The organism is Tahibacter harae (assembly GCF_024437735.1).
Taxonomy (GTDB): Bacteria; Pseudomonadota; Gammaproteobacteria; order Xanthomonadales; family Rhodanobacteraceae; genus Tahibacter; species Tahibacter harae.
The window spans coordinates 60,954-85,641 of record NZ_JANFQO010000026.1 but is presented as its reverse complement, the minus strand read 5'-3'; the positions used below and the strand labels follow the sequence as shown (position 1 = coordinate 85,641).

The 24,688-nt window shown below is 67.9% G+C and carries 16 protein-coding genes; 11 read left to right on the top strand and 5 right to left on the bottom strand.

All coding sequences use genetic code 11. The features are described 5' to 3' along the window. Positions 1-383: 383 nt before the first annotated feature. The 4 genes from metJ (at position 384) to NM961_RS21190 (ending at position 5,944) form a co-directional block, all read left to right on the top strand. Positions 384-911, top strand: coding sequence for a met regulon transcriptional regulator MetJ (gene metJ, locus NM961_RS24225; RefSeq protein ID WP_343231933.1), 528 nt, complete (start codon positions 384-386; stop codon positions 909-911). Between the two features lie 224 nt (positions 912-1,135). Next, complete coding sequence (locus NM961_RS21200) at positions 1,136-2,179, top strand: SRPBCC family protein (protein WP_255916427.1); 1,044 nt, start codon at positions 1,136-1,138, stop codon at positions 2,177-2,179. Between the two features lie 121 nt (positions 2,180-2,300). Beyond that, positions 2,301-4,541, top strand: a complete 2,241-nt coding sequence (locus NM961_RS21195; RefSeq protein ID WP_255916426.1) for a glycoside hydrolase family 44 protein — start codon at positions 2,301-2,303, stop codon at positions 4,539-4,541. Between the two features lie 353 nt (positions 4,542-4,894). Next, positions 4,895-5,944 carry an energy transducer TonB gene (locus NM961_RS21190; RefSeq protein WP_255916425.1) on the top strand — a complete coding sequence of 350 codons (1,050 nt, stop codon included), beginning with the start codon at positions 4,895-4,897 and terminating at the stop codon, positions 5,942-5,944. Between the two features lie 193 nt (positions 5,945-6,137). Here the strand turns inward: NM961_RS21190 and NM961_RS21185 are convergent, their stop codons facing one another. Together NM961_RS21185 and NM961_RS21180 are read right to left on the bottom strand one after the other, a co-directional pair. Continuing rightward, positions 6,138-6,770 carry a GPP34 family phosphoprotein gene (locus NM961_RS21185; protein ID WP_255916424.1) on the bottom strand — a complete coding sequence of 211 codons (633 nt, stop codon included), beginning with the start codon at positions 6,768-6,770 and terminating at the stop codon, positions 6,138-6,140. A 237-nt stretch (positions 6,771-7,007) separates the two neighbouring features. Further along, positions 7,008-8,357 carry a serine hydrolase domain-containing protein gene (locus NM961_RS21180; RefSeq protein ID WP_255916423.1) on the bottom strand — a complete coding sequence of 450 codons (1,350 nt, stop codon included), beginning with the start codon at positions 8,355-8,357 and terminating at the stop codon, positions 7,008-7,010. Positions 8,358-8,902: 545 nt separating this feature from the next. Here NM961_RS21180 and NM961_RS21175 point away from each other — a divergent pair. The 6 genes from NM961_RS21175 (at position 8,903) to NM961_RS21150 (ending at position 18,277) form a co-directional block, all read left to right on the top strand. Further along, positions 8,903-11,062 (top strand): winged helix-turn-helix domain-containing protein, encoded by a 2,160-nt coding sequence (locus tag NM961_RS21175; protein WP_255916422.1) that lies wholly within the window; start codon positions 8,903-8,905, stop codon positions 11,060-11,062. A gap of 146 nt (positions 11,063-11,208) precedes the next feature. Next, positions 11,209-12,201 (top strand): AraC family transcriptional regulator, encoded by a 993-nt coding sequence (locus NM961_RS21170; RefSeq protein ID WP_255916421.1) that lies wholly within the window; start codon positions 11,209-11,211, stop codon positions 12,199-12,201. Between the two features lie 134 nt (positions 12,202-12,335). Beyond that, on the top strand, positions 12,336-15,218 hold the full coding sequence (locus tag NM961_RS21165; RefSeq protein WP_255916420.1) for a TonB-dependent receptor domain-containing protein: 2,883 nt from the start codon (positions 12,336-12,338) through the stop codon (positions 15,216-15,218). Between the two features lie 213 nt (positions 15,219-15,431). Further along, a complete protein-coding gene (locus NM961_RS21160; protein WP_255916419.1) occupies positions 15,432-16,388 on the top strand; it encodes a glutaminase in 957 nt (318 codons plus the stop codon). A 214-nt stretch (positions 16,389-16,602) separates the two neighbouring features. Beyond that, a complete protein-coding gene (locus NM961_RS21155; protein WP_255916418.1) occupies positions 16,603-16,896 on the top strand; it encodes a hypothetical protein in 294 nt (97 codons plus the stop codon). Positions 16,897-17,362: 466 nt separating this feature from the next. After that, positions 17,363-18,277: a GGDEF domain-containing protein gene (locus NM961_RS21150; protein WP_255916417.1), complete on the top strand. Its 915-nt coding sequence runs from the start codon at positions 17,363-17,365 to the stop codon at positions 18,275-18,277. 519 nt (positions 18,278-18,796) lie between these two features. On the opposite strand, the gene NM961_RS21145 is transcribed toward NM961_RS21150, so the two are convergent. The 3 genes from NM961_RS21145 to NM961_RS21135 all read right to left on the bottom strand — a co-directional run bounded on the left by NM961_RS21145 (position 18,797) and on the right by NM961_RS21135 (position 23,822). Continuing rightward, positions 18,797-19,327 (bottom strand): GNAT family N-acetyltransferase, encoded by a 531-nt coding sequence (locus NM961_RS21145; protein WP_255916416.1) that lies wholly within the window; start codon positions 19,325-19,327, stop codon positions 18,797-18,799. 14 nt (positions 19,328-19,341) lie between these two features. Continuing rightward, positions 19,342-21,054 (bottom strand): cation:proton antiporter domain-containing protein, encoded by a 1,713-nt coding sequence (locus tag NM961_RS21140; protein ID WP_255916415.1) that lies wholly within the window; start codon positions 21,052-21,054, stop codon positions 19,342-19,344. A 326-nt stretch (positions 21,055-21,380) separates the two neighbouring features. Further along, positions 21,381-23,822: a S9 family peptidase gene (locus tag NM961_RS21135; protein WP_255916414.1), complete on the bottom strand. Its 2,442-nt coding sequence runs from the start codon at positions 23,820-23,822 to the stop codon at positions 21,381-21,383. A 182-nt stretch (positions 23,823-24,004) separates the two neighbouring features. On the opposite strand from NM961_RS21135, the gene NM961_RS21130 reads away from it, so the two are divergent. Continuing rightward, the gene (locus NM961_RS21130; RefSeq protein WP_255916413.1) at positions 24,005-24,676 is read left to right on the top strand and encodes an alpha/beta hydrolase; all 672 of its coding nucleotides are present in this window, start codon (positions 24,005-24,007) and stop codon (positions 24,674-24,676) included. Positions 24,677-24,688 lie beyond the last annotated feature (12 nt).

Sequence of the window (24,688 nt, the reverse complement as noted above, 5' to 3'; positions counted from 1 at the left end):
GCTGCGGCGCGGCGCGCACGCTCCGCCGCTCTCCGCGGCCGCCGCTGCGACGGCCGGCCGCGCCGCGGCCGCCGCGCCGCGGCGGACTGTCCGGCTTGCGTCAAATTAAAAATGTATAACTAAGAATTCGCGTATTGCCGCGCGAATGTCGAGGTTTTGCGCAACAGCGCAGCGCGCATGTGGCGCCGCCGCGCGCTGCGCGGAGATGGACTTTCAGACGTGCAGACGTCCATCGGCGACCTCCGCGCGCGTGCTCCGCACGGCTGTCGCGAGCACGCTTTCGCGCGACGAAATCATCGCGGCTTCGTGCATGTGTTTGTCGCGCATCGAAAACTTGTTGACAGTGCTTGACGACAGGAATAATTTTCGCGCCGTTGAAACGCATGCGTCATGGAGATATGTCGGAAGGTACGTACATCGACCCGTATGTCGAACACGGGAGCAAGTCGGAAGCGGTACGCAAGATCACCGTCTCCATCCCGATGCACATACTCAGACTGCTCTCCGACGAACGCACGCGGCGGCAGGTCGCCAACCTCCGCCATGCCACCAACAGCGATCTGCTGTGCGAGGCGTTTCTGCACGCTTTTACTGGGCAACCACTGCCAACTGACGAGGAGCTAAAACGTATGGCCATGAAGAAAGCAACCGCGAAGAAACCCGCCGCGAAGAAGGCGACCAAGAAAGTAGCCGCCAAGAAGGCCCCGGCGAAGAAGGTCGCCAAGGCCAAGGCAGCGCCGGCCAAGAAGGTCGCCGCCAAGAAGCCGGCCACCAAGAAGGTCGCTGCGAAGAAGGTCGCCAAGAAGGCTGCCGCCAAGAAGGCTCCGGCCAAGAAGGCTGCTGCGAAGAAGGCGGCTCCTGCCAAGGCCGCCCGCGCTACCAAGGCTGCCAAGCCGGCTGCCGACAAGTAATACCGCTTCAGGCTTTACCGCAACAACAACAGCAGTACGCAACACACGTTACCGGCTTGCCCTCCCTGCGGTGCCCAGCGCAGGGGGCGGATTTCCGGCAACGGCGAAAGCGCCGCGCAAGCGGCGTTTTTCGTTTGCGCGCCGCACACGCCGCCCCAGGCGACACCGGCCGTCCGTGGGGCTAGCATCGGCGTCCTCGACAAGAATTCCGCCGGAGTCCTCCCATGCGCATGCTGCTGCGCCTGATCGGTCTGTTCGTGCTGCTGGCCGTGCTGCTCGTCGGCCTGGCCTTCGCGCTGCCGGACCGCGCCCATGTCGAACGCTCGATCACCATTGCGCGGCCGCAGGCGCAGGTCTGGCTGCTGCTGTCCAACCTGCGCCGCTTCAACGAATGGTCGCCGTGGCACGCGCGCGATCCGGCGGCGCGCTACACCTACAGTGGTCCCGAGGCGGCGGTGGGCTCGAAGCTGGCCTGGGACAGCGAGCGCAGCGACGTGGGTTCCGGCAGCCAGACCATCGTCGCGCTCAAGCCGTACGAATCGGTCGCGCTGGAACTGGATTTCGGCAACCTCGGCAAATCGCAGGTGCGCTACGAGCTGCGCACCGAGAGCAACGAAACCCGCGTCACCTGGCGCATGGACAGCGAACTGCCGCTGCACCTCGACCAGCGTTTCGGCTGGAACGTGCTCGGCCGCTATATCGGCCTGTTCATGGACCGCCTCACCGGGCCGGATTTCGAGCGCGGCCTGCTCAACCTGCGCGCACTGGCCGATACCTTTCCGAATGTCGACATCGCCGACATCGCGCCGCAGCAACTCGATATGCCGGCGCGCAAGCTGATCTATGTGGAAGTCGACAGCACCGGCGACGATGCCGCGCTCAAGCGCGCCTGGGATGCCGGCCTGCTGCAGCTGCATCGCTTCGTGGTGCAGCACGGCCTCAAGGCCGGCAGCGCGCCGCTGGCGCTGACGCAGCAGCGCGATGTGGGCCGCTGGCGTTTCGAGCTCGCCCTGCCGGCCGAATACGATCTCATGCCCGAGGACACCGCCGTGCGCGGCCGCGTCCTGCCCGCCGGCAGCGTGGTGCAGATCAGCCACAGCGGCAGCCTGATGGAGCGCCAGCGCGAGATCGACAAGCTGCAGGCCTGGATCGCGGTGAAAGGGCTGCGCGCCGGCACACCGCTGATCGAGGAATTCGCCGACGAAGCCGCCGTGCTGCAGGGGCAGGTGCGCATCGCGTTGCCATTACAGCCCGTTGCGCAGAACTGAGCACGGGTACGCGCCGCCGCTGTGACGGCGGCCACGTCCGCGGTACAGGCAGCCGCTAAGCTGGCATTCCTTACCCAGAGGTACGCTCATGCGCCGGTACTCGCGTTGCTTGTGCGGATGGATGGCGGCGCTGCTGGCGCCGGCCGCGGGCGCACAGGCGCTGGAACTGTATGACGATGTGCTGCATGCATCCTTCCAGGACTGGAGCTGGGCCGCGGCCGCCGACTATTCGCTGGCCAATACCACGCCGGTGCAGGCCGGCCAGCGCTCTATCCGCTTCCTGCCGCGCGCCTGGGGCGGCCTGCTCTTCGCCGACCCCAACGGCAGCCACGATCTTGCCGACTACACCGCGCTGACGTTCTGGATCCACGGCGGCAGCAGCGGCGGACAGAACCTGCGCCTGAGCCTGCTCGACGGCACTGCCGCGCTGGCCGAGCTCAATGTCGCCAGCTACACCGCCGGCGGCATCGTCGCGGCGACCTGGCATCAGGCGACGATTCCGCTGGATGCCTCCACCGGCCTGGCCAGCGGCAGCTTCAGCCGCGTGCAGCTGATGGACAACACCGGCGGTGTGCAAGGCCAGGTGTATCTGGATGCGCTGCGCTTCACTCCGCGCACGCAGAGCGGCAGTCAGGTCGTCAGCGTCGATCTGGGCCAGGACCGCCGCCCGGTAAGTCCGCTGATCTTCGGCGTGAGCTATGGCGAAAACGCCGGCCTCGCCGCCGTGCACTACCCGCTGCGGCGCTGGGGCGGCAATTCGACCACGCGCTACAACTGGCAGGCCGACGTGCACAGCACCGCCGGCGACTGGTACTGGCAGAACATCCCGGACAGCCCCGGCGGCACGGGCACGCCGCCGGCCGGCAACTCCGCCGACACCTTCATCGATGCGGCGCGCACTCACGGCGGCGAGGCACTGATCTCGATTCCCAGCATCGGCCTGGCGCCTATCGCCGACCGCACCAACAAGCGCTGGGGTTTCTCCCAGGCCAAGTACGGCCCGCAGCTGCGCGACGAATGCGACGAACCCGGTTCGGCCGGCTGGTGCACCGCCGACGCGGGCAACGGCGAATGCGATCCGGCGCAGAACACGGCGACCGATCCGCAAGGCGGCCGCTACTGCCGCTACGCCTATACCGACGGCAACGGCCAGCAACACTTTCGCATCGTGAACAATGCGCGCAGTGATACGTCCATCGACGTCACGCCGGATTTCTGGGCGCCCTGGATCGCCCATCTGCAATCGCGCTACGGCACGGCCGCGGCTGGCGGCGTGCGCCTGTACGCGCTGGACAACGAACCCATGCTGTGGAACTCCACCCACCGCGACGTGCATCCGCAGGCGCCGGACTATGCCGAGGTATGGACGCGCGGCCGCGATCTGGCCGTGCGCATCAAGCAGCAGGAACCCGGCGCGCTGGTGTTCGGGCCGGTGACCTGGGGCTATCCGGACCTGTTCACCTCGGCCGCCGACGCGGAGGACTGCAACTGCCTGTCCGGTCCCGACCGCCAGGCCCACGGCGGCAAACCCTTCGTGAAGTGGTATCTGGAACAGGTCTGCGCCTACCAGCAGCAGACCGGCGTGCGCCTGGTCGATTATCTGGACCTGCACTACTACCCGCAGGGCGAGGGCATCGTCGATTTCAACAGCGACAACCTGGGCTATTCCGAAAGCGCCGGCGTGTCCGCCAAGCGCCTGCGTTCGCTCAAGGAACTGTACGATCCCAATTACGTGTCGGAATCGTGGATCGCCGATCTCGGCGACGACGCGACCTATCACTACAGCAAGCCCGGCCTGATCCCGCGCGTGAAGGCGTGGATCGCGGAAGCCTGTCCCGGCACGCGCCTGGCCATCAGCGAATACAACTGGGGGCCGGACCGCGGCGTCAGCGGCGCGCTGGCCCAGGCCGAGGCCCTGGCCATCTTCGCCCGCGAAGGCGTGGACGCTGCCATGCGCTGGGTCGCGCCCGAGCCCGGCAGCTTCGCCGAGGACGCATTCAAGCTGTACCTCAACTACGACGGCGCCTTCAGCCGCGTCGGCGGCGATTCGGTGCGCACCACGGCGAGCAATCCGGATACGGTCTCGGCCTATGCCATCCACCGCAGCGGCGACAAGCTCTACCTGCTGCTGTTCAACAAGAGCACCAGCGCGCGCGACGTCAGCGTGAACATATCCGCGCCGCTGAGCGGCAGCTGGACGGCCTGGCGCTTCGGCGACAACCAGCATCTGGCCGCCGCCGGCAGCGGCCCGGCCGGCGCGAGCATGCAGTTCGCCGCGCTGCCGCCGCGTTCGGCCACCCTGGTCGTGCTGCCCGCGCCAGGCCCGGTCGACATGATCTTCGCCGACGGCTTCGGCGGCTGAGCCCGGTGCCGGCGGGGCTGCGCCCGCCGTCGAGTGCCGCCATCGCAGGCGAGGCCGCCGGAACTCCGCGGCGCAGCGAAAAGGCCGCCGCGCGCGGGCCGGACTGCGAATTGCGCCCGGCCGCGACGTAATATGACTGCCATGGTCACATTGCGCGGCTAGCAGTCCCACGCCGTGGCAACTGCGACACCGTTGGCACGAGGCTTGCGACACTCGTCGCAAAATGCGCTACATTCGGTGTCGTCCGCGTTGCGGCCATGGGGGATAGCACGGCGAAAGCCGCATGGCTGCGCAGGGGAGATGCGTAGGAGGGAGCGCGGATTCCCGGTAAACCTCTGTTGCGAAGAGAAGCCATGGCTGCCCGACTCGATTTCCGTTCCTTGCGTCCCGCCCGCGGCAGTGCCGCTCCCAAGATCATCATTGCCGTAGTAGTACTGGCCGCGCTTGCCGGCGGCGGCTGGTACTTCTTCCTGCGCCAGCCCCCGACCGTGATTCCCGAAGTGGCGCCCGCGCCGACGCCGGCCGATCCGGCCGCCGGCACCGAAGCCGCCGCAGTCACGCCGGATCCGGCCGCGCTGAACAAGCTCAACCAGCTCACCGTCGATCAGCTGTTCAAGGAAGCGCGCACCGCGCTCAACGAGCAGCGCCTGGTATCGCCGCCCGGCAACAACGCACTGGAGTTCTACCTCAAGATCCTGGAGAAGGAACCCGGCAACAGCGGCGCCCAGGATGCGCTGCGCGAGCTGTTCACCTTCGCTGCCAGCGCTGCCGAGCAGGACATCAACGCGCGCAACATCGACAACGCCAACCGCGTGATCGAACTGCTGACCAAGGCGGACCCGAACAACTACACGCTGACCATCCTGCGTTCCAAGCTGGATGCCCAGCGCAAGATCGCCGAACGCGAGGCCGCCCAGGCCCTGGCCGCCGAGGAAGCCGCCAAACGCCGCGCCGCGGAACCGGCCGCGCCTGCCGCTTCCGCTCCGGCCGCCGCCTCCAGCGCCGCCGCCGACACCGCCAGCGCCGCGCCGGCCGCATCCAGCGGTGCCGCTGCGCCGCGCACTGCGGCGCCGGCACCGGAACCCGCCGCCGCACCGCCGCCGGTCGCCGCCGCGCCGGCCGCTCCCTCCGGCGACACCCGCGATGCCGTGCTGGTGAAGTCGGTGCCGCCGCAGTATCCGAACGCGGCCCTGCGCCGGCGCCAGGAAGGCTGGGTGCAGGTCGAATTCACCGTCGCCGCCGACGGCAGCGTGGCCAACGCCCGCGTGCTCGACGCCGACCCGCCGCGCACCTTCGATCGCGCCGCCCTGGACGCAGTACAGCGCTGGACCTTCAACCCCGCCCTGCGCAACGGCGCCGCGGTCGAGGCCACGGTGCGGCGCCGCATCGAGTTCAAGATGTAAGAGTTGCCCGCGTGGTTGCTTGAGAAAAAGCCGGCTTTCGCCGGCTTTTTCTTTGGGCGCTCGTCGTGGAATCGCAACTGGGCGCGTGTTCGCCAGACTCTGTCTTATGCACCTCATAGCCCGCGATTGCGCGGTTGGTGAATTACCGAATTGGGTCTGACGAAGCCTGAAGTCCGAATCCGAATCCCGCCCCTCAGTCCAACAACGCCCGCCGCAACAAAGCCAGCGCCGCCCGCCCTTCATCCGCTTCGTCCGCCTGGTTCAGTCCCAGCAGGATCCGGGTGGCCTGTTCATGCTGGTCCGCTCCCAGGTGCGCGGCCAGCACGCCGCTCACATCGGCCAGCAGCAGCAATCCCAGCCCGGCCAGATCCTGCGGCGCGCGGCTGGCCTGCTGCAGCGTGGCCACGGCGTCGTTGCGTGCCTGCAGCGAGCGCAGCGGATAGCGCAGGCTGTCGCGGCGCCAGAAGCGCCAATCGCGCTGGCGGTGCAGGAAATCGCGGTCGTACAGGCTTTCCAGCACGCGCCGGGTCAGTCCGCCCAGGCGGCTGCGCACCTGGCGCAGCGCTTCCGCGGCGCTGGCGCCGGGCAGGTCGGCCAGGGACTGGGCTGCGGCGTTGAGCAGGGCGTTGCTGACCGGCAGGCTGGCGTCCACATGCAGCCGCCCGCCGGCGTCTAGGCCCAGGCGGTGTTGCACGATCAGGTCGAACAGCAGGCCGGCGGCGCACAGCATGTCGGCATCGGTATCCGGCCGGGACAGGCTCACGCGGCCGCTGTCCGGTTCCAGTACCAGCAATACGAAGCGTTCGGCGATCAGCACCGTCGCCATCCCCTGGAATGCATGCTGCGCCAAGCATAGCCAGCGCGGAGCGGCGCCGGCGCCTGTCGCTTATGACTTTGGCGCCGCCGTGCCCGTGGCCGGCCGCCGCTGTGGTTTGGCGGCGTTGCCGCCGTCGTGGTCAGCGGCCGCCGCTGTGGCTTGCGACGTTGCCGCTGCCGTGCTCAGCGGCTGGCCGCCATGATGGCCTGCGGCTTTTGCCGCCCGCCGCTCAGCGGCTACCGCCGCTCAGCGGCTACCGCCGCCAGCGGCGATGTTGGCCCGCTCCAGCGATTCCACCCCGGCCCAGTCCACCGAGGGCAGGCCCAGATAGCGGTCCAGCGCCATCGGCAGCATGCCGGTGGGCAGGGCGGTCTCGCAGTTCCACAGCATGACCAGGCCGAAGCGCCGCTGCGGCAGGAAGGCGATCACGCCGCGGTAGCCCTGCACTGCGCCGGCATGGAATACCAGCGGCTCGCCGGCGTAGTCGAACACGCGCCAACCCAGGGCGTAGTGCGCATCGCGCAGGCGGCCGCGGCGCCAGGGCGCCGAGGTCATCTCGGTCGGCGTGGCCACCACCGGGCGGTGCAGGGTGTCCAGCAGGTCCTGCGGCAGCACGTCCGGCCGGCCGCCCATGTGGGCGATCAGGTACTGGCTCATGTCCTTGATGCTGGCGTTGACGCCGGCGGCCGGAGCGACGTGGTAGTAGTTTTCGCGCGGCTGGAACGGGATCCAGCGCCGGCCATTGCGCGAATGCGGCCGGGCCCATTCGCGGCTGGCTTCCAGCGCGTCGCGGCCGTAGGTGGCCGTGGTCATGCCCAGTGGATGGAAGATGCGCTTCTCGACCTGGTGGTAGAAGAAATCCCCGGTGACGGCGTAGGTCACGTCGCCCATCAGGCTGAACGCGACGTTCTGATAGCTGTAGCAGTCGCCGACGCCGCAGATCGGGTCGATCTCGCGCAGGCGGTCCACCAGCAGCGGATAGGGTTCGTCCTGTTCCAGCAGATGGTCGTAGGAATTGTGCGGCAGGCCGACGCGGTGGCTGAGGATGTCGCGCACGCTGAGCTTTTCCGCCGCGCTGGCGTCCTTGAGCGCGAAGGTGGGCAGGATGCCGCCGATGCGGCTGTCCCAGGAAATGAAGCCGTCGTCAACCAGCTGCGCCGCCAGCGTGGTGGCGAAGGACTTGGACAGGGAAGCCAGGCGGAACACCGTATCCGGCGTCACTGGCGTGCCGGCGGCCGCATCGGCATAGCCGACGCCGCGCTGCAGCAGCACCTGATCGCCCTGGACCACGGCCACGGCCAGGCCGGCGACCTGGCCCGAGGCCTCGATCGAGTCCAGCCAGAAATTCATCTCCGTCGCCACGGCCAGGCCGGCCTTGGGCGCGACCGTGCCGCCGAACACCGGGATCAGTGCCGCGGCGGCCGGGGCGCGCCGCGCCGGCGCGGGCTTGGCTTTCGGCTTGGGCCGGGCCTTGGCCGCGCTCTGCGCGCGGGCGGCGCTGCCGCGCTTGGCGGCAGGGCGGGCTTGTGCGGTGCCGGCCAGCAGCAGCGCGAGCAGGGCGACGGTGACCAGCTGCAGGAAACGCCGCGCCTTCATCGACGGACGCCGGGGCCGGGAACGGTGGAAAGGGACACAGCGCGGCGCGCGGTCGACACGAAGGAACGTACAGAAAGCATGGGCATGGTCTGGTGCTGGTCGTGCGGGCTGGATTGTGGTGCAGATGCGGACGGCTAACAACGTCTGACGACAGGGCCGGCCGCCGCTGCTGTGCGCCTGGAAGGCCGCAGCCGGCCGAAGGCCGGCATGCAGCATGCCGCAGTGTGGCTGTCCCGGCGTTAGCGGGAAGTAAGCGCGGCGCTGCGGACCGGCAGCAATGGCGAACCCAGCCCGCAGCGGCGGCAACCTTGTGCGCCGCATCATTGCGCAGACTGTGGCCGTCGCGCACTCCAACGTCGCGGCGATCGGGTTGTTCATGCGCCGCTGCACGGGACTGCAGCGGCGCATTTTTGTGTGCGCCTGACGGCCGGCGGGCATGCCTGGCGCAGGCGTTCTGTTGCTGCGCTTGCGCGCCGCTTGTGCGAAAGCCACGCAGTTGTGGCATGCTCGCCGCCAATCTACGAAAACTTTCGTGGTTGGATCCGATGCTACCGGGACTGATGGCCGAGCTGAGTTTGCGCCGCACGTTGCTGATCGCCGGCCGCCGCGTCGACGTAGGCGCGCTGCGGGTGCATGGCGCCGGCGAAACTCAGCGTATCACGCCCAAGGCATTGGGCGTCCTGCTGGAACTGGCGCGCGAACCCGGCCTCACCCGTACCCGCGAAGAATTGCTGCTGAAGGTCTGGGCCGGCCGCGCCGGCGACGGCGACGTGCTGACCCAGGCCGTGAAAGAACTGCGCCGCCTGTTCGGCGACGATCCCGCCGCCCCGCATTTCATAGAGACCGTGCCGCGTCTGGGCTACCGCCTGCTGGTGCGCGTGGACTGGGACGATCCGGCGCCGGCCGCGGCAGAAACAGCACCTGCCGAACTCAGCCTCGACGCCGCCACGCCTACTACCGCCGCCGTCCTGCCCGCCGTCGCCGCCAACGAGGCATCGCCCGCGCCGCGCCTGCCGCGCTGGGTCCTGCTGCTGTCGCTGGCCGCGTTCGTACTGGCCGGCTTCAGCCTGCTGCTGAGCTGGCGCAGCAGCAACCGCAGCGCGCCGCCGGCCTATACGCCGCTGATGCTCACCGCCGATCCCGGCCCCGAGGCGCTGCCGCGCATCTCGCCCGACGGCGCGCGCGTGGCCTATACCGCGCCGGACGCGGACAGCGGCCGCATGCGCGTGCAGGTGCGCGGCGTCAACGCTTCCGACGTATTGCAGCCAAGCACGGGGCAGGGCGCGGAATCCTGGCCGGTCTGGTCGCCTGACGGCGCCCTGCTTGCCTTCAAGCGCGATCAGGCGGGACGCTGCGATCTGGTCACGGTAGATGCCCTGGGCGGCGCCGAGCGCGTGCGCTCGCCCTGCGTCCCGGGCATGTTCGACGGTTTCGACTGGTCGCCCGACGGCAAGGCCTTCGCCATCGCCCGCTTCGGCCACGACGGCAGCGCGCGCCTGATCCGCCGCGCCGCCGACGGCAGCGGCGACCTGCCGTTCGACTACGCCCACAGCGCCGGCGAGCATGACCTGTCGCCGCACTATTCGCCCGATGGCCGCAGCATCGCCTTCCGCCGCGGCCTGTCGCCGTATTCCGATCTCTATCTGGTCGGCGCCGAAGGCGGCGCGGTGCGCCGGCTCACCCACATCGCGGCGCGCATCCGCGGCTTCGACTGGCTTGCCGACGGCAGCGGGCTGGTATTCGCCTCCGATCACGAAGGCGCCGAAGCCCTGTACAAGGTGGTCCTGGACGGCGGCGGCATCAGCGCGCTGGGCGTGGCGCCGGCGCGCATGCCCGACATCGCCACCCGCGCCGACGCGCTGGTGTTCGAGGTGCCGCGCACGCGCACGGTGATGACGGCTTATGCGCTCAACGAAACCACCGCCGGCAGCGACGTGGTGCCGTCTACCGGAAGCGACGCCTATGCCGTGCTGTCGCCGGAGGGACGCCGCGTGGCCTTCGTCTCCGACCGCAGCGGCAGCCAGCAGCTGTGGCTGTTCGACGCCGACTCGCGCCAGAGTTTCGCCCTGACCCGGGAAGGCGGGGCGGTTTTTCTTTATCCACAATGGAGCAAGGACGGTTCGCGCCTCTTGGTCACGCGGCGCCAGGGCGGCCGCGGCCAGCTGCTGGAAATCGATCTCGGCAGCCAGATGCAGCAGCTGGTTTCGGCGGACTCCAGCGACGTGCGCTTCGGCACCTTTGCGCCGGGCGAGGGCTACCTCCTGCTGGAGAACGCAGAAGGCGGCGCAAAACTGTCACGCCTCGGCGCAGCGCGCGCGAACGCGCAGGTATTGCGCCATCAGGTCGCAGCGGTGGAAACCGATCTGACCTACGGCCGCATCTACTATTCGCGCATCGGCGGCGGCGTGCGCGAGCTGCGCGCCAGCGAAGCGGAGGAACAGGATATCGCCGTGGTGCCCGACCGCTTCGCCTGGCATGTGCGCGCCGGCGCGCTGTGGCACTTCGACAATGGCGATGACGATGAAATCGTGCTGCGCCGGCGCGACTCTGCCCAGAGCGGCGACAGCATCGTATGGCGCAGCCGCGGCATGGTCGATCACCGCCATTTCGACCTTTCCGCCGACGCGCAGCGGCTGCTGCTGATCCGCATGGAGCGCAACGACACCGACATCGGCCTGTTGCGGAACTTGCGCGCCGCGCACTGAAAACCGCGTCTCGCGCGCAGTACGGCAAAATCCCGTCGATTTTTCACCGCGAATTAAGCGCAATCTCGGCGCCTTTTCACCCCGCCTCGGGACGCGCCCTAGCCGAATCCGTATTGATGGCATCCATATCAGGCAGTGGAGGCATCATGAAGATCATCGGCGAAACCCTGCGCTACGGCGCCCGTCTGGAACTGGCTGCCGACGCCCTGCGTCAGCGCTGCGGCGACAACATAATGGTCGTGATCGGCGGCGGCCGCGGCGCAACGTTGGCAACACAGGGCGATGGCGGCGGCATCTGGCTGCCGCTGCGCGGCAAGCTGCGGCTGAGCTGCGGCGAGAGCAGCTTCAACCTGGAACCGGGCCAGCTGTTCGTGGCCGAACCGGAACAGCGCATCCAGGCCGGCGGCCGCGGCGCCGCGCTGTGGCTGGCGCTGATCGCCCAGCGCAGCGGCTGGCGCCGCGCGCTGCTGCGCGTCGGCGGCGTGGGCACGCCCGAGCCCGGCCTGGTGCCGGCCTGGCACGCGGCTGCGCCGGGGCTGCGCCGCCTCGCCATGCGCCTGGTGCGCGCGACCGTGGAACATGCGAACGAATTCACCCTGCAGAGCGCGGCCGAGGACGTGCTGGGCGCGGTGATGGAGCTGCAGTCCGATTTTGGCCAGATGATAGAGCGCTGCCCCGGCCGCACCCTGGCCCAGCGCCAGAACGTGTTCCTGCGCATGCAGCGCGTGCGCAATCACATGGCCACGCGCTGCGAGCAGGAGCTGGACATACCCGAACTCGCGCGCATGGCCAGCTACTCGCCCTGGCACTTCATCCGCGCCTTCCACGCGGTCTACGGCGAAACGCCGCACGCCTACCTGGTAAACCGGCGCCTGGAGCGCGCGCGCCGGCTGGTGCGCTCCAGCCCGCTGGCGATCAGCGAGATCGCCACCGCCAGCGGCTTTGAAAACCGCTGCGCGTTTTCGCGCCTGTTCAAGCAGCGCTTCGGGATCAGCGCCGCGGCGCTGCGCCGCGAGCACGGCGTAGGCCAGCGTTCCGCGCGCAATCGACGTTGCGAGGCCGACGATTTGCAACGCCGCGCAGTTTCCGCAACGCGGCCTGCCAACTTGGGCCAACTCAGCGCGGCCACAGATTTTTAACGTTGCCCCTGCCGGGCCAGACCCGGCGAGTCGGCCAGATCTGCGCTCTCCACGATCGCGCTGGCGCCGTTCAGCGCTTCGACCACCGGCCTGCGGCGGTGCGGTCGATTTGTGAATAATTACAGGAGAAATACATGTTCAACCCTTCGCTCCCCCGAGCCGTGCGCCTGGCATTGTCTGGTCAGACCGTCGGCGTCGGCGCCGTGCTGCTGAGCAGCATCGCTGCTCCGGCGCTGGCGCAACAGCCCGCTCCCGCTGAAACCGACAAGCTGGAAACCATCGTCGTCACCGGCTCGCGCATCCGCCGCGTCGACCTGGAGACCGCCAGCCCGGTGTTCGTCATCGACAAGGGCCAGATCGAGAAGACCGGCAAGCTCACCGTCGGCGACTTGCTGCAGAGCACGCCGGCCATCGCCGGCGGCGCGACCGCGACCAACGGCGCGGTGAACAACGGCGGCGGCACCGGCGCGGCCACCATCGACCTGCGCGGCCTGGGCACGGCGCGCACCCTGATCCTGGTCAACGGCCGCCGTCTCGCCGGCCCGGCGCCGGACGTCAACGCCATTCCGATCAACCTGATCGAGCGCGTGGAAGTGCTCAAGGACGGCGCCTCGGCCATCTACGGTTCCGACGCCATCGGCGGCGTGGTGAACTTCATCCTGCGCAAGGATTACCAGGGCATCGAATTCGCCGTCGATTACGGCATCGCCGACAAGGATGACGGCCAGCGCACCGGTGTGACCATGACCATGGGCCACACCAGCGACAAGGGCAGCATCATGATCGGCCTGAACTATCACGATCAGGAGCTGGTCGCTGCCCGCAACCGCGATTTCTCCAAGGATGCGCTGTACCTGTCCGGCGGCGAGATCGCCGCCAGCGGTTCCAGCCGCACGCCGCGCGGACGCATCTACCTGCCCGACGACCTGCTCGCCCAGGTGGGCTGCGCACCGGGCACCTCGGTCACGCGCAAGCCCGGCGCCGGCGGCGGCGCGCTGTCGGACTACAAGTGCTATGACGGCACGGTCGACTCGTACAATTTCCAGGCCGTGGGCAACCTGGAACTCACGCCGCAGGAGCGCGGCAGCATGTTCGTCGTGGGCAACTACCGCCTCAGCGACAGCGTGGAAGCCTATGTGGAAGCGTTCCACAACAAGACCCGCGCCGCCTATGCGATCGCGCCGCTGCCGTTCGATGCGCGCTCGGACAATGTGCTGATTTCGCGCGACAGCGTGTACAACCCGTTCGGCATCGACTTCGGCCGCAGCGGCGATAATGATTCCGGCAATTCGTTCTTCCTGCGCCTGGAAGCGGTCGGCAACCGCCGCGCCAGCACGGCCGTCAGCACCGACCAGATCAATGTCGGCCTGCGCGGCGGCTTCGGCGCCACCAGCTGGCAGTGGGACGCGAACTTCACCTACGGCCATTTCTCGCAGAACCGCCTGTTCAACGGCTACATCTTCCAGCCCACGCTGACCAACGCGGTAGGTCCGTCCTTCATCGACGCCAACGGCGTGGCCCGCTGCGGCACGCCCGATGCGCCGATCACCGGCTGCATCCCGGTCAACGTGTTCAATCCGTCGGAAACGCCGGAAGGATTCCGCGCGCTGGAAGCGCCGTACCGCACCAGCCTGTCGTACATCCAGCGCGAGGGCGAGGTAAACGCCAACGGCGAACTGTTTGAACTGCCGGCCGGCGCCGTCAGCCTCGCGGTGGGCGCGTCCTACCGCAAGGAATACCAGAACTTCTCGCCGGACTTCCTCGCCACCGCGCTGCCGCCGGACTACACCAACTGCCTGCTGGCGCAGGATGCGTGTACCTCGGCCGTGGTCGGCAGCTTCGACGTCAAGGAGTTCTACGGCGAAGCCTTCATCCCCATCCTGCGCGATGTCGCTTTCGCCAAGACGCTGAACGTCACCATCGGCTCGCGCTATTCGGACTACTCCACCTTCGGCGACGCGACCAATTCCAAGTTCGGCCTGGAATGGCGCCCGATCGACGACGTGCTGGTCCGCGGCACCATCGCCGAAGTGTTCCGCGCGCCGACCATCTCCAACCTGTTCTCGGCGCCGGCCTCCAATTCGCCGACCTTCCGCGATCCCTGCGAAGGACTCACCACGCCGGTCGGCGTGAATGCGAACATCGACCGCGCCTGCCAGTTCGTGCCGCGCGACGGCAGCTTCGGCGGTCCGCCGAACGGCCAGACCACCGGCCTGGTGCAGGGCAATCCCAACCTCAAGCCGGAAGAGGGCAAGGCCTTCACCTGGGGCGTGGTGTATGACCCGAGCTGGCTGGAAGGTTTGTCCACCAGCGTCGACGTGTGGCGTTTCGCGCTGAACGACAACATCAGCGCGCTGGACGTCAACACCGTCGCGCTGCAGTGCTACACCTCGGGCAACCTGTGCGAGTACATCCACCGCTTCGAGTCCGACGGCCAGGTCTTCTACATCGACCAGCCGACGCTGAACCTGGGCCGCCTCGACGCCAAGGGCATGGACTTCAGCATCAAGTACCGCACGCCGGAAACGGCGATCGGTACCTTCCGCATCGGCCTGGACGCGACCTATACCGCGCAGTTCAACCAGCTCATCTACGACAACGAGGGCAACCCCAGCGGCACCATCTACGCTGCCGGCCAGTTCAACCGTCAGCTCGGCAACTACGCCCGCTGGCGCGCCCTGGGTACCTTGAACTGGGAACTGGGCAATATCGACGCGAGCTGGACCACGCGCTATATCCACGGCTTCGACCTGGGTTCGCTGCGTCCGGATGGCGACTCCGCCGACGGCGAGCTGCCCAATGTCGTAGTGCCCTACGGTGCGACCACGTACCACAACCTGCAGGTCGGCTACACCGTCGAACCGATCAACGCCCGCGTGGAACTGGGCGTGGACAACGTGTTCGACAAGCAGCCCGCCATCCTGTTCCAGAACAACGTGACCAACGGCAACACCGATCCGGTCACCTTCGACACCGTCGGCCGCTACTACTGGGCGCGCTTCAGTGTGAAGTTCTGATCGGGCAGGGAGTGCTGTGAGGACGGGGCCGCGCGAGCAATCGCGCGGCCTTTTGTTTGGGATCCGGGGCGGGGCGGGGATTCGGGGTTCGGTGCCTGAAGCCCGTGGATCACGGTTTCGGGGGCTGGTGCTCGCAGGCGGATTCGTGCCGAGCTACAAACGCGACGCGGCAGCCGCTAGTGTTGCGTACTCCCGCCGCACGCTTTCCCGTCCATGCCGCTCAACTTCGACAAACTCCTGGCCGCTATCGCCCGCCATGCCCAGACGCTGACCGACGCCGGCGCCGTGGCCGACTACATACCGGCGCTGGCGCGGGTAGACCCGTCCCAGTTCGGCATCGCCGTGGCCGGGCTGGACGGCAGCCTGTACTGCGCCGGCGTGGCGCAGCGGGCCTTCTCCATCCAGAGCATCTCCAAACTGTTCGCCCTCACCCTGGCGCTGCAGCGTGAAGGCGATGCGCTGTGGCAGCGCGTAGGTCGCGAGCCCTCGGGCACGCCGTTCAATTCCCTGGTGCTGCTGGAACGCGAACGCGGCATCCCGCGCAACCCCTTCGTCAACGCTGGCGCGCTGGTAATCACGGATGTGCTGTGCCAGCGCTACCTGCAGCCCGAGCGCGCGGTGCTGGAATTCATCCACCGCCTGCTGGGCCGCAGCACTGTCGCCGTCGATGCCGAAGTGGCGCGTTCCGAACGCGCCCACAGCGACCGCAATTCCGCCATCGCCCACTTCATGCGCAGCTTCGGCAATCTGCGCGGCCAGGTCGGCGCGGTACTGGATGCCTACTGCGCCCAATGCGCCATCGCCATGTCCTGCGCCGAACTGGCCCAGGCCAGCCTGTTCCTGGCCGGCGACGGCTGCCAGCCCCGCGGCGCGCGCGTGCTCGACCCGCAAGCCACACGCCGCATCAACGCGCTGATGCTCACTTGCGGCGCCTACGATGCCGCGGGCGATTTCGCCTTCCGCATGGGCCTGCCCACCAAGACCGGTGTCGGCGGCGGCATCCTCGCCGTGGTGCCGGGGCGCATGACCATCTGCGCCTGGTCGCCGCGGCTCGACGCGACCGGGAATTCCATCGCCGCGGCGGCTGCGATCGAGCGGTTTGCCGCGGAAACCGGGGTTTCCATTTTTGGCGGGGAAGCTCGCATGCCGGACGGCGGCCGGACGGGGTAGCGAAGGAAATCAGAGGGCTTCGCGGACCGGTGTTCGGTAGTGCAGGAAGGATTCGTTTGATACGGGTCGAACGGCCGGCTGACCTGCGTATCGCCCCCGGTGTCGCGGCCGCGCGGTCTTTTGGGCGGTGGGTATTCCGCTGGCGCGGCTGGAGCGAATCACGACGGTGGTCCGTCTGATCGATGCGATTCGATATGGCTGATCGGGAGGGAAATTGAACTATTCCGATGTAGTGGAAGTAATCAGGAAACTTACCGCAACGGCCTCGGTTCTGGTCATTCCGACAGCGGTCCTGTTGCTTGGCGAATTCGGCATCTTCAGAGGACGGGCGGCGCAAAGCCTGCTGACGCCTTGCCTGTGTGCCGGAATTTTCCTGTCGACGGTGGGCGGTCTGTACCTGCTCATTGCGACAAAGAGACTTGTCTGGATCCTGGCAATGCTGCCAGGGATTGCCTCGGCAGCGCTGTGGATTCTGATGGTCATGGGAACGAGCGCGTACAGGCGTTGAAGAAAATGCGCAAGCAGCGCGTCCTGCCTGAGGCGCAGTGGACGCCGCTTTTGTCTGCTGTCCGGCGGATGCGCAGTGTCTGCCGATCCGGGGAGGCATGAGGAAGAAGCTCCAGACGCCGAGAATCGTGAGGATTTCCCTGTTCCCGGGGCGTGACCGGTTTTCTCTTGGTACTGGCGTCCGCTGCAACGGCCCTGCTGTGCACTTCACTTTCGCGTGCGGCTGATCCGCGCCGCTGCGGTTTCGCGTAAGTTGGAGCGGCGGCGTGTTGCGCTTTCGGCGCAGCGGGCGCTTTGGCGCGCGTGAATCAAGCTTCGCCCGGCCGCCGCTGTGCGCCGCTCGGCATCAGACCATGCAGGAAGTCATGCCGGAACTTCCGGCGGGGCCGGAATAGCGTGGCACGTGTTCGGAGCGCCATCGCCGCCGCGTTCCTTCCCCCACGCCCGGAACCCGATTCGTGATGCACATGTCCCCGCCCAAACCGCTCGATACCACCCAGCGCCAGCAGGTGCTGCGCCAGCTGCCAGCGCCGACGGAAGGCGCGGTACTGATGGTGGTGCACGGCGAGCGATTCAGCCAGCGCATTGCGCTGGATCAGCGGCCGCTGTCCATAGGCCGCGGCGACGATTGCGGTTTCCGCATCGACGATCCGGCGGCTTCGCGCCGGCACTGCGTGGTCTGGCTGGAAGACGGGCGCTTCTGGGTGCGTGATCTAGGCTCGACCAACCAGACCTGCGTCAACGACCGCGGCGTAACCCTGGCGGAGCTCTCCGCCGGCGACTATCTCACCGTCGGCGACACCGTATTCCGCCTGATCCGCAACGGCACCCTGGAAGCGCGCTACCACTCCGGCCTGCACCGCCTGAGCACCCTGGACATGCTCACCCAGGTCTACAACCGCCGCCATTTCCGCGACCTGCTCGACGCCGCCTGCGCCGAAGCCCGCGCCGCACACATGCCGTTGTCGCTGATCTTCCTCGATCTCGACCACTTCAAGCGCATCAACGACAGCCACGGCCACTGCGCCGGCGATGCCGTGCTGCAGGACGTGGGCCGCCTGCTCAAGGCCGAACTGCAGGTGCCGGAACTCGCCGGCCGCCTCGGCGGCGAGGAATTCGCCGTACTGCTGCCGCATACCCGCCTGCCCACCGCGCGCAACCGTGCGCAAACCCTGCGTCGCATCATCGCAGCACATACCACCGACGCGAACGGCGAAGCGCTGAAAGTCACCGCCAGTCTGGGACTGGTCGAATGGAATGAGCAGATGAGCAGCGTGGCTGAACTGATGCACGAGGCGGACCGGCAGCTCTATCGCGCCAAGGCGCTGGGGCGGAACCGGGTGTGTACGCCGGTGGAGCAGGTTGAATGTGGGGCGGGTTGAGCCTGACTGACAGCGTGGTCTGCCGCCGGCTGAAATGTGGCAGCGTCAGTGTTGGCCGCTCCTATGAGAACTGCTTTGTCATGCCGCCGCCGAGCGGAGTCGACAGCTGGTGTGTCGATCCGGTCCTGCGTCGGCGCGGGCAGCGGTTTGGCGAGTTCGCTCAGCCATCTACGGGAGTCTCGGCACTGCCGACGGGCCTGATCTGGACTCAGTGCCACTGTCGGCCGTGGGTTCGCCACTCATTCGGGACGGTGGCGAGATTCGTTTCAACGACGCCGGCGCGTTGCAGAACTCTCCGACGCAACTGTCGTTGAGCCCTGCGGAAATCGAGGCAATTGATGCGCGGGAAGCGCTGGAGTATCGGGTGAAGAAATTGGGCGCTGCGGGACCAGACGGCCTGTTGTGAACCAGATTGACTGGCCAGACGGCCTGGTCGAGTGACTATTGAGTTCGCCGCCGGGAATCACCGGTATCCGGCCTGTCTCGGCAGACCGGTCGTGACGCCGCAATACCGACAGTTCAAACCGCCCCGCACATCACAAAATCATGCTTGCGATCCTCGCCCACCATGAAGATCGCCGTGCCGACTTTTTCGAAACCCTGCTTCTCGTAGAACCGTATCGCCTGCGGCTGTTCCTGCCATACCAGCAGCCATAGCCAGCGCCGTCCGCGGGCGCGTGCCTCGGCGCGTATCGACTGCATCATCTGTCCCGCACCGCCGCGGCCGTGCTGGGCCGGGGCGAAGTAGAAGCGGCCGAGTTCGGCGGCGTCGGGCCCGGTGACGCAGGCGGGTGGAGGTGTGGCCAGGCGCAGCTGGGCGTAGCCGGCCCAGTCGGCGCCGTCCTGGGCGATCAGGGTGACGATCTGCGGATCGGCCAGCTCGCGCGCCTGTTTTTGCGGATCGAAATTGCTGCGCACGAAGGCGGCGGTATTGGCCGCGTCGCTGGCGTGGGCATAGGCGGCGAGGAACCAGTCGGCCATGCAGCGCGACAGCGTTTCGGCATCGGCGACGCTGCCGCGGCGGATCTGCAGGGAAGTTGCCGGGTTCATGGTGCGGCCTCTGTTCAATGGGCGGGGCTGGCGGTGGCCTTGTCCAGCACGCTGCCGGTCATGGCGTCTGCCAGGGTTTCCTCGCCCAGGAAGACCTGGCCGACCTGTTCCTGCTGCAGCAGCTGGGCTTCTTCCTCGCTGTGGCTGCGTACGACGACCTGCACGGACGGATTCAGCGCACGCGCGATTTCCACCATGCGGCGTACGTGGAACGTATCCGGAATCGCGATCACCAGCACCTTGGCGCGGGCGATATGCGCCTGGATCAGCACGGCCGCTTCGGAGGCGTCGCCGGCGACCGCGGCGAAGCCGGCTTCGCGCAGGGCTTCCACACGTTCGCGGTTCTGGTCGGCCACGACCAGGCGCAGGCCGCGCTCGCGTACCGCCGTGGCGATGCGCCGGCCGACGCGGCCGTAGCCGACCAGCAGCACGTGGCCGGTGACGCTTTCGGAACTCACGCTGGTCGGCAGTTCGGCCAGAGGATCGGCCGGGCGTTCCAGCTTGCGCGCGAAGCGCGAGCGCTTGCGTATCCAGGCCACGGCCGGTTCTATCGCCTGGAACACCAGCGGGTTCAGCGCGATGGAGATGATGGCGCCGGCCAGGATCAGGCTCTGGCCTTCCACCGGCAGTATCTTCAGCGATACGCCCAGCGCGGCGATGATGAAGGAGAATTCGCCGATCTGGGCCAGGCCGGCGGAGACGGTGAGCGCGGTGTTGAGCGGATAGCGCAGCAGCAGTACCAGGACCGAGGCGGCGACGCCCTTGCCGACGACGATGATGCCGACCACGGCCAGCACCGCCAGCGGCTGCTCGACCAGGATGCGCGGGTCGAACAGCATGCCGACCGAGACGAAGAACAGCACCGAGAATGCGTCGCGCAGCGGCAGCGATTCCTCGGCCGCGCGGTAGCTCAGTTCGGATTCGCGCAGCACCATGCCGGCGAGGAAGGCGCCCAGGGCGAAGGACACGTCGAACAGGATGCCGGCGAGATACGCGATGCCCACCGCGGCGGCGATCACGCACAGGGTGAACAGCTCGCGCGAGCCGGTGCGGGCGACCTGCCACAGCAGCCAGGGGAACAGCTTGCGGCCGCCGACCAGCATCAGCACGACGAAGGCGGCGACCTTGCCCAGGGTCAGCGTGATGGCCAGCCACAGCGGCTGCGCGGCGGCGCCGTGGGCGGCGTCGGCGGCACCGGACACTTCCGGTCCGGCCAGGGCCGGCAGCAGCACCAGGGCCAGCACCATGACCAGGTCTTCCACCACCAGCCAGCCCACGGCGATGCGGCCGTTGACCGATTCCACCAGACCGCGGCTTTCCAGGGCGCGCAGCAGCACCACGGTGCTGGCGACCGACAGCGCCAGGCCGAACACCAGGCCGGCAGCGAGCGACCAGCCCCACCACCAGGCCACGGCCGCACCCATGGTGGTGGCCGCGGCGATCTGCACCAGCGCGCCGGGCAGGGCGATGCGTTTGACCGAGAGCAGGTCATCCAGTGAGAAGTGCAGGCCCACGCCGAACATCAGCAGCATCACGCCGATCTCGGCCAGTTGGCCGGCCAGGTGTACGTCGGCGACGATGCCCGGCGTGGCCGGGCCGATCAGAATGCCGGCAATCAGGTAGCCGACCAGCGCAGGCAGCTTGAGCCGTACCGCGATGAAACCGACGATCAGGGCCAGGCCCAGGGCGGCGGCGATGGTGGTAATCAGCTCTACGCTATGCGGCATCGGTCGGTCACCGTTTCGTTGTCAGCTAGGGATGGGACGGACCTTGCGGCCCGCTATCACCAGTTCCATCCGGAGCCCCTCCGCTGGAGGAAAGCCTCGTTACCGAGTCCCGACGCGAATCGCCACGTGCTGACTGTCTGCGTATGCCTCGACACGCCCTGCGGCCCGCTGCACTGTCATGCCGAGCGGAGGGTCTGGGGTGGAGATGGTGATGCGCGGCGCCACAGAAGGACGCCGCAGGAGACGGAACATACACCGAAATGCGTTACGGCGTCGCCACGCCGTAACGCTTTATTGCCGGAAAATCGCCAAATGTTAGAACGTCGTTAGGGCGCCGCGACGCCGCGCACGTGGGTCTCGAACAGTTTCAGGATGCGCGCGTACTCGTCGCGCCAGGCCGCGGCGTGCACGAAGCCGTGGCGTTCCAGCGGATAGGGCGCAAGTTCCACATTGTCCTTCTTCAGCTCGATCAGGCGCTGGAACAGGCGCACCGAATCCTGGAAGAACACGTTGTCGTCGATCATGCCGTGGGCGATCAGCAGCGCCCCCTTGAGGCCGTCGGCGAACTCGATGGGCGAGCTGCGCCGGTAGGCGATGTCGTCGATCTGCGGCGTGTTGAGGATGTTGGACGTGTATTCGTGGTTGTACTGGGTCCAGTCGGTGACCGGGCGCAGGGCAGCGCCGGCCTTGAATACCTCGGGCGCCTGGAACATTGCGATCAGGGTCATGAAGCCGCCGTAGGAGCCGCCGTAAACGCCGACGCGGGAAGCGTCGCCGTTATGTTCCTTGACCAGCCAGTTGACGCCGTCGATCAGGTCTTCCAGCTCGGGCTTGCCCATGTGGCGGTAGATGGCCGTGCGCCAGTCGCGGCCGTAGCCCTCGGAGGCGCGGTAGTCCAGGTCCAGCACCAGATAACCGCGTTCGGTGAGCAGGTTGTGGAACATCTGCTCGCGGAAGTAGTACGGATAGCTCAGGTGCGTGTTCTGGGTATAGCCGGCGCCGTGCACGAACAGCACGATGGGACGCTTGCCCGCGGCCGCGCCGGCCGGCGTGTACAGCTTGCCCCAGATCGGATCCTTGGTATGGCTGGAGGGCACGCCGACGATTTGCGGCGCCTGCCAGCTCATGGCCTTGAACGCGGCGCTGCGCGTGTCGGTGAGCTGGCGCGGGCTGCCGCCATCGGCGGGCAGCACGCTGATCTGCTGCGGCACGTAGCTGGCGGAGTGCGCGGCCAGCAGCTGCTTGCCATCGGGCGACAGGGCGAAGCTTTCCAGGCCCTTGAACTGGGTCAGGCGCTGGAATTCGCCGCCGGCGGTGGGCACGCGGTAGGCATCGTAGGCATACGGCGCCTCGGCGTTGCTGCGCAGGTAGAACCAGTTGCCGTCGGGCGAGACCACCGGCGAGGACACCTCGAAGCGGCCCTGCACCACGGCCTTGGGCTTGTCGCCGTCGCGGCGGGTATACAAGGCTGCATAGCCGCTTTCCTCGGACACGTACCACAGCGTGCGGTTGTCCGGCAGCCAGCCGAATTCGTTGAAGTTCCAGTTGATCCAGGCCGGGTCGGTGAGGCGGTGGCGGGTGGTCAGCGCCGGCTTTTCGCTGTTGCTGACGCTGACGATCCAGCGGTCCTTGTTGTCGATGGCGCGCAGCACCACGGCGCCCTGGCTGCCGTCGCGGGTGAACTGCATGGCAGCGACGGTGAGCGGGCGCTGCACCTTTTCGGGCTTGTCGGATTTCCTGGCGTCCTTCTTGTCCTTGCCGCTCTTGCCCTTGTCGTCGGCCTTGGCGTCCTTGGCGGAGTCCTTGGCCTTTTCGTTCTCGGCGCGCACGGCGGCGAGCGGATCGTCCTCGATGCCGGGCAGGCCGGAATAATCCAGCCTGGTCACGGCCTGGCTGGCCAGGTCCACGCGCCAGAGCGTGTCGGGGGCGGGATCGCCGCGACCGACGCGGGTGCGCACGTCCTCGATTTCCTCGTAGCCGGATTCGGTCACGTACATCGGCATCTTGCCGGCGCGGCCGCCGTCATGGCCCTTGGGCGTGGTCGCGACCAGCAGCCAGCGGCCATCCGGCGAGAGCAGGCTGGCGCTGACCTGCACATCGTCGCCGAGGTAGACCGGCTCGGCGGCGCGGCTGGGATCGGCCTTGCGCAGTTCGTCGGCGCGGTCCTTGAGGGCCTGCTTGTTGTCGTAGTCCTGCTTGAGCGTGCCGATCAGGCGCAGCTGCAGCTGCTCGAAATCGCCCGGCTTCTTGTCCCTGGGATTCTTTTCCGTCTTGAGCACGGCCACCGGCGCGTTCACGCCGCTGGCGAAGTCGTAGCTGTACCAGTCGTTGCCCAGGCGGTACTGCAGGCTGGACTGGTCGGCGGAGAACTGCGGATTGCGCTCGTCAGCCGTGCTGCGCGTGACCTGGATCAGGCGGTTGCCGGCCAGGTCGCGCACGAAGATGTCGCCGTTGCGCACGAAGGCGGCGCGGCGGCGGGCCTGGTCGTAGACGGCGTCGCTGCCGTCGGCGCCGGCCAGTTCGGCCGGGCTCAGCACGCTGTCGCGGTTGTCGCTCAGGGCGATGCGGTGGATGTCGCGCACGCCGTTGCCCGGGCGCTTGAGGGCGTAGTAGACCGCGCTGCCGTCGGCCGACCAGTAGGGCGATTCCACCGGCGCGCCTATCCAGTCCGGCTCGGCCATGATCTGGTCCAGCGTGAGCGCGGCTTGCGCCGGCAGGGCGATGACGGTGACTAGGGCGGCGGCGAGGGCGCTTGACCTCAATGACATGGCGGACTCCTGAGCAGGACCGGCCGAGCATAGCGGAGGCTTTTGCGGATTAGCCGTGGCAATGGTCATTGCCGGCGGCCGTACGGGGCGCGGCTGCGGCCGGCGCCCGGGGCCGCCTGCGCCGCGGCAATGGCCATCGCCCCGGGCCTCAGGCACCATCGCGTTCTTTGCCGGAGCACCCCATGGTACTGCCTGCCGTCGAGATCGAAACCAAGCCCCGCCCCAGCCACAGCGTGATCTGGCTGCACGGTCTGGGCGCCGACGGGCACGATTTCGCCCCCATCATTCCCGACCTGGTCGCGCGCGACTGGCCGGGGCTGCGCTTCGTTTTTCCGCATGCGCCGGTGCGCCCGGTCACCCTCAACGGCGGCGCGCCCATGCGCGCCTGGTACGACGTCCACTCGCTGGACGCGGATATCGCGCGGCGCCAGGACGAGGCCGGCGTGCGCGAATCCATAGGCCACCTGGGGCCCTTGATCGCGCGTGAAAGCGACCGCGGCGTGCCGGCCTCGCGGGTGTTCCTGGCCGGTTTCTCCCAGGGCGGCGCCATCGTGCTGGCCGGCGGCGTGCGCTATCCCAAGCGCCTGGCCGGCGTGATCGCCCTGTCCACCTACCTGCCCATAGGCGAGACCACCGCCGCCGAACGCAGCGAGGCCAATGCCGGCCTGCCCATCTTCATGGCCCACGGCACCTACGATCCGGTGATCCAGTTCAAGCTCGCCAGCCAGTCGCGCGACGCGCTCAAGGGCCTGGGCTATGCGGTGGAATGGCACAGCTATCCCATACAGCATCATGTCGGTGCGGAGGAAATCGCCGACCTGCGGCAGTGGCTGGGCCAGCGCCTCGCGGCATAATCGCCCGATCAT

Excerpts from the sequence above, each read along its gene's own strand:
- metJ (WP_343231933.1), top strand. The coding sequence starts at position 384 with ATGCGTCATGGAGATATGTCGGAAGGTACGTACATCGACCCGTATGTC.
- NM961_RS21200 (WP_255916427.1), top strand. The coding sequence starts at position 1,136 with ATGCGCATGCTGCTGCGCCTGATCGGTCTGTTCGTGCTGCTGGCCGTG.
- NM961_RS21195 (WP_255916426.1), top strand. The coding sequence starts at position 2,301 with ATGGCGGCGCTGCTGGCGCCGGCCGCGGGCGCACAGGCGCTGGAACTG.
- NM961_RS21190 (WP_255916425.1), top strand. The coding sequence starts at position 4,895 with ATGGCTGCCCGACTCGATTTCCGTTCCTTGCGTCCCGCCCGCGGCAGT.
- NM961_RS21185 (WP_255916424.1), bottom strand. The coding sequence starts at position 6,770 with ATGGCGACGGTGCTGATCGCCGAACGCTTCGTATTGCTGGTACTGGAA.
- NM961_RS21180 (WP_255916423.1), bottom strand. The coding sequence starts at position 8,357 with ATGAAGGCGCGGCGTTTCCTGCAGCTGGTCACCGTCGCCCTGCTCGCG.
- NM961_RS21175 (WP_255916422.1), top strand. The coding sequence starts at position 8,903 with ATGCTACCGGGACTGATGGCCGAGCTGAGTTTGCGCCGCACGTTGCTG.
- NM961_RS21170 (WP_255916421.1), top strand. The coding sequence starts at position 11,209 with ATGAAGATCATCGGCGAAACCCTGCGCTACGGCGCCCGTCTGGAACTG.
- NM961_RS21165 (WP_255916420.1), top strand. The coding sequence starts at position 12,336 with ATGTTCAACCCTTCGCTCCCCCGAGCCGTGCGCCTGGCATTGTCTGGT.
- NM961_RS21160 (WP_255916419.1), top strand. The coding sequence starts at position 15,432 with ATGCCGCTCAACTTCGACAAACTCCTGGCCGCTATCGCCCGCCATGCC.
- NM961_RS21150 (WP_255916417.1), top strand. The coding sequence starts at position 17,363 with ATGTCCCCGCCCAAACCGCTCGATACCACCCAGCGCCAGCAGGTGCTG.
- NM961_RS21145 (WP_255916416.1), bottom strand. The coding sequence starts at position 19,327 with ATGAACCCGGCAACTTCCCTGCAGATCCGCCGCGGCAGCGTCGCCGAT.
- NM961_RS21140 (WP_255916415.1), bottom strand. The coding sequence starts at position 21,054 with ATGCCGCATAGCGTAGAGCTGATTACCACCATCGCCGCCGCCCTGGGC.
- NM961_RS21135 (WP_255916414.1), bottom strand. The coding sequence starts at position 23,822 with ATGTCATTGAGGTCAAGCGCCCTCGCCGCCGCCCTAGTCACCGTCATC.
- NM961_RS21130 (WP_255916413.1), top strand. The coding sequence starts at position 24,005 with ATGGTACTGCCTGCCGTCGAGATCGAAACCAAGCCCCGCCCCAGCCAC.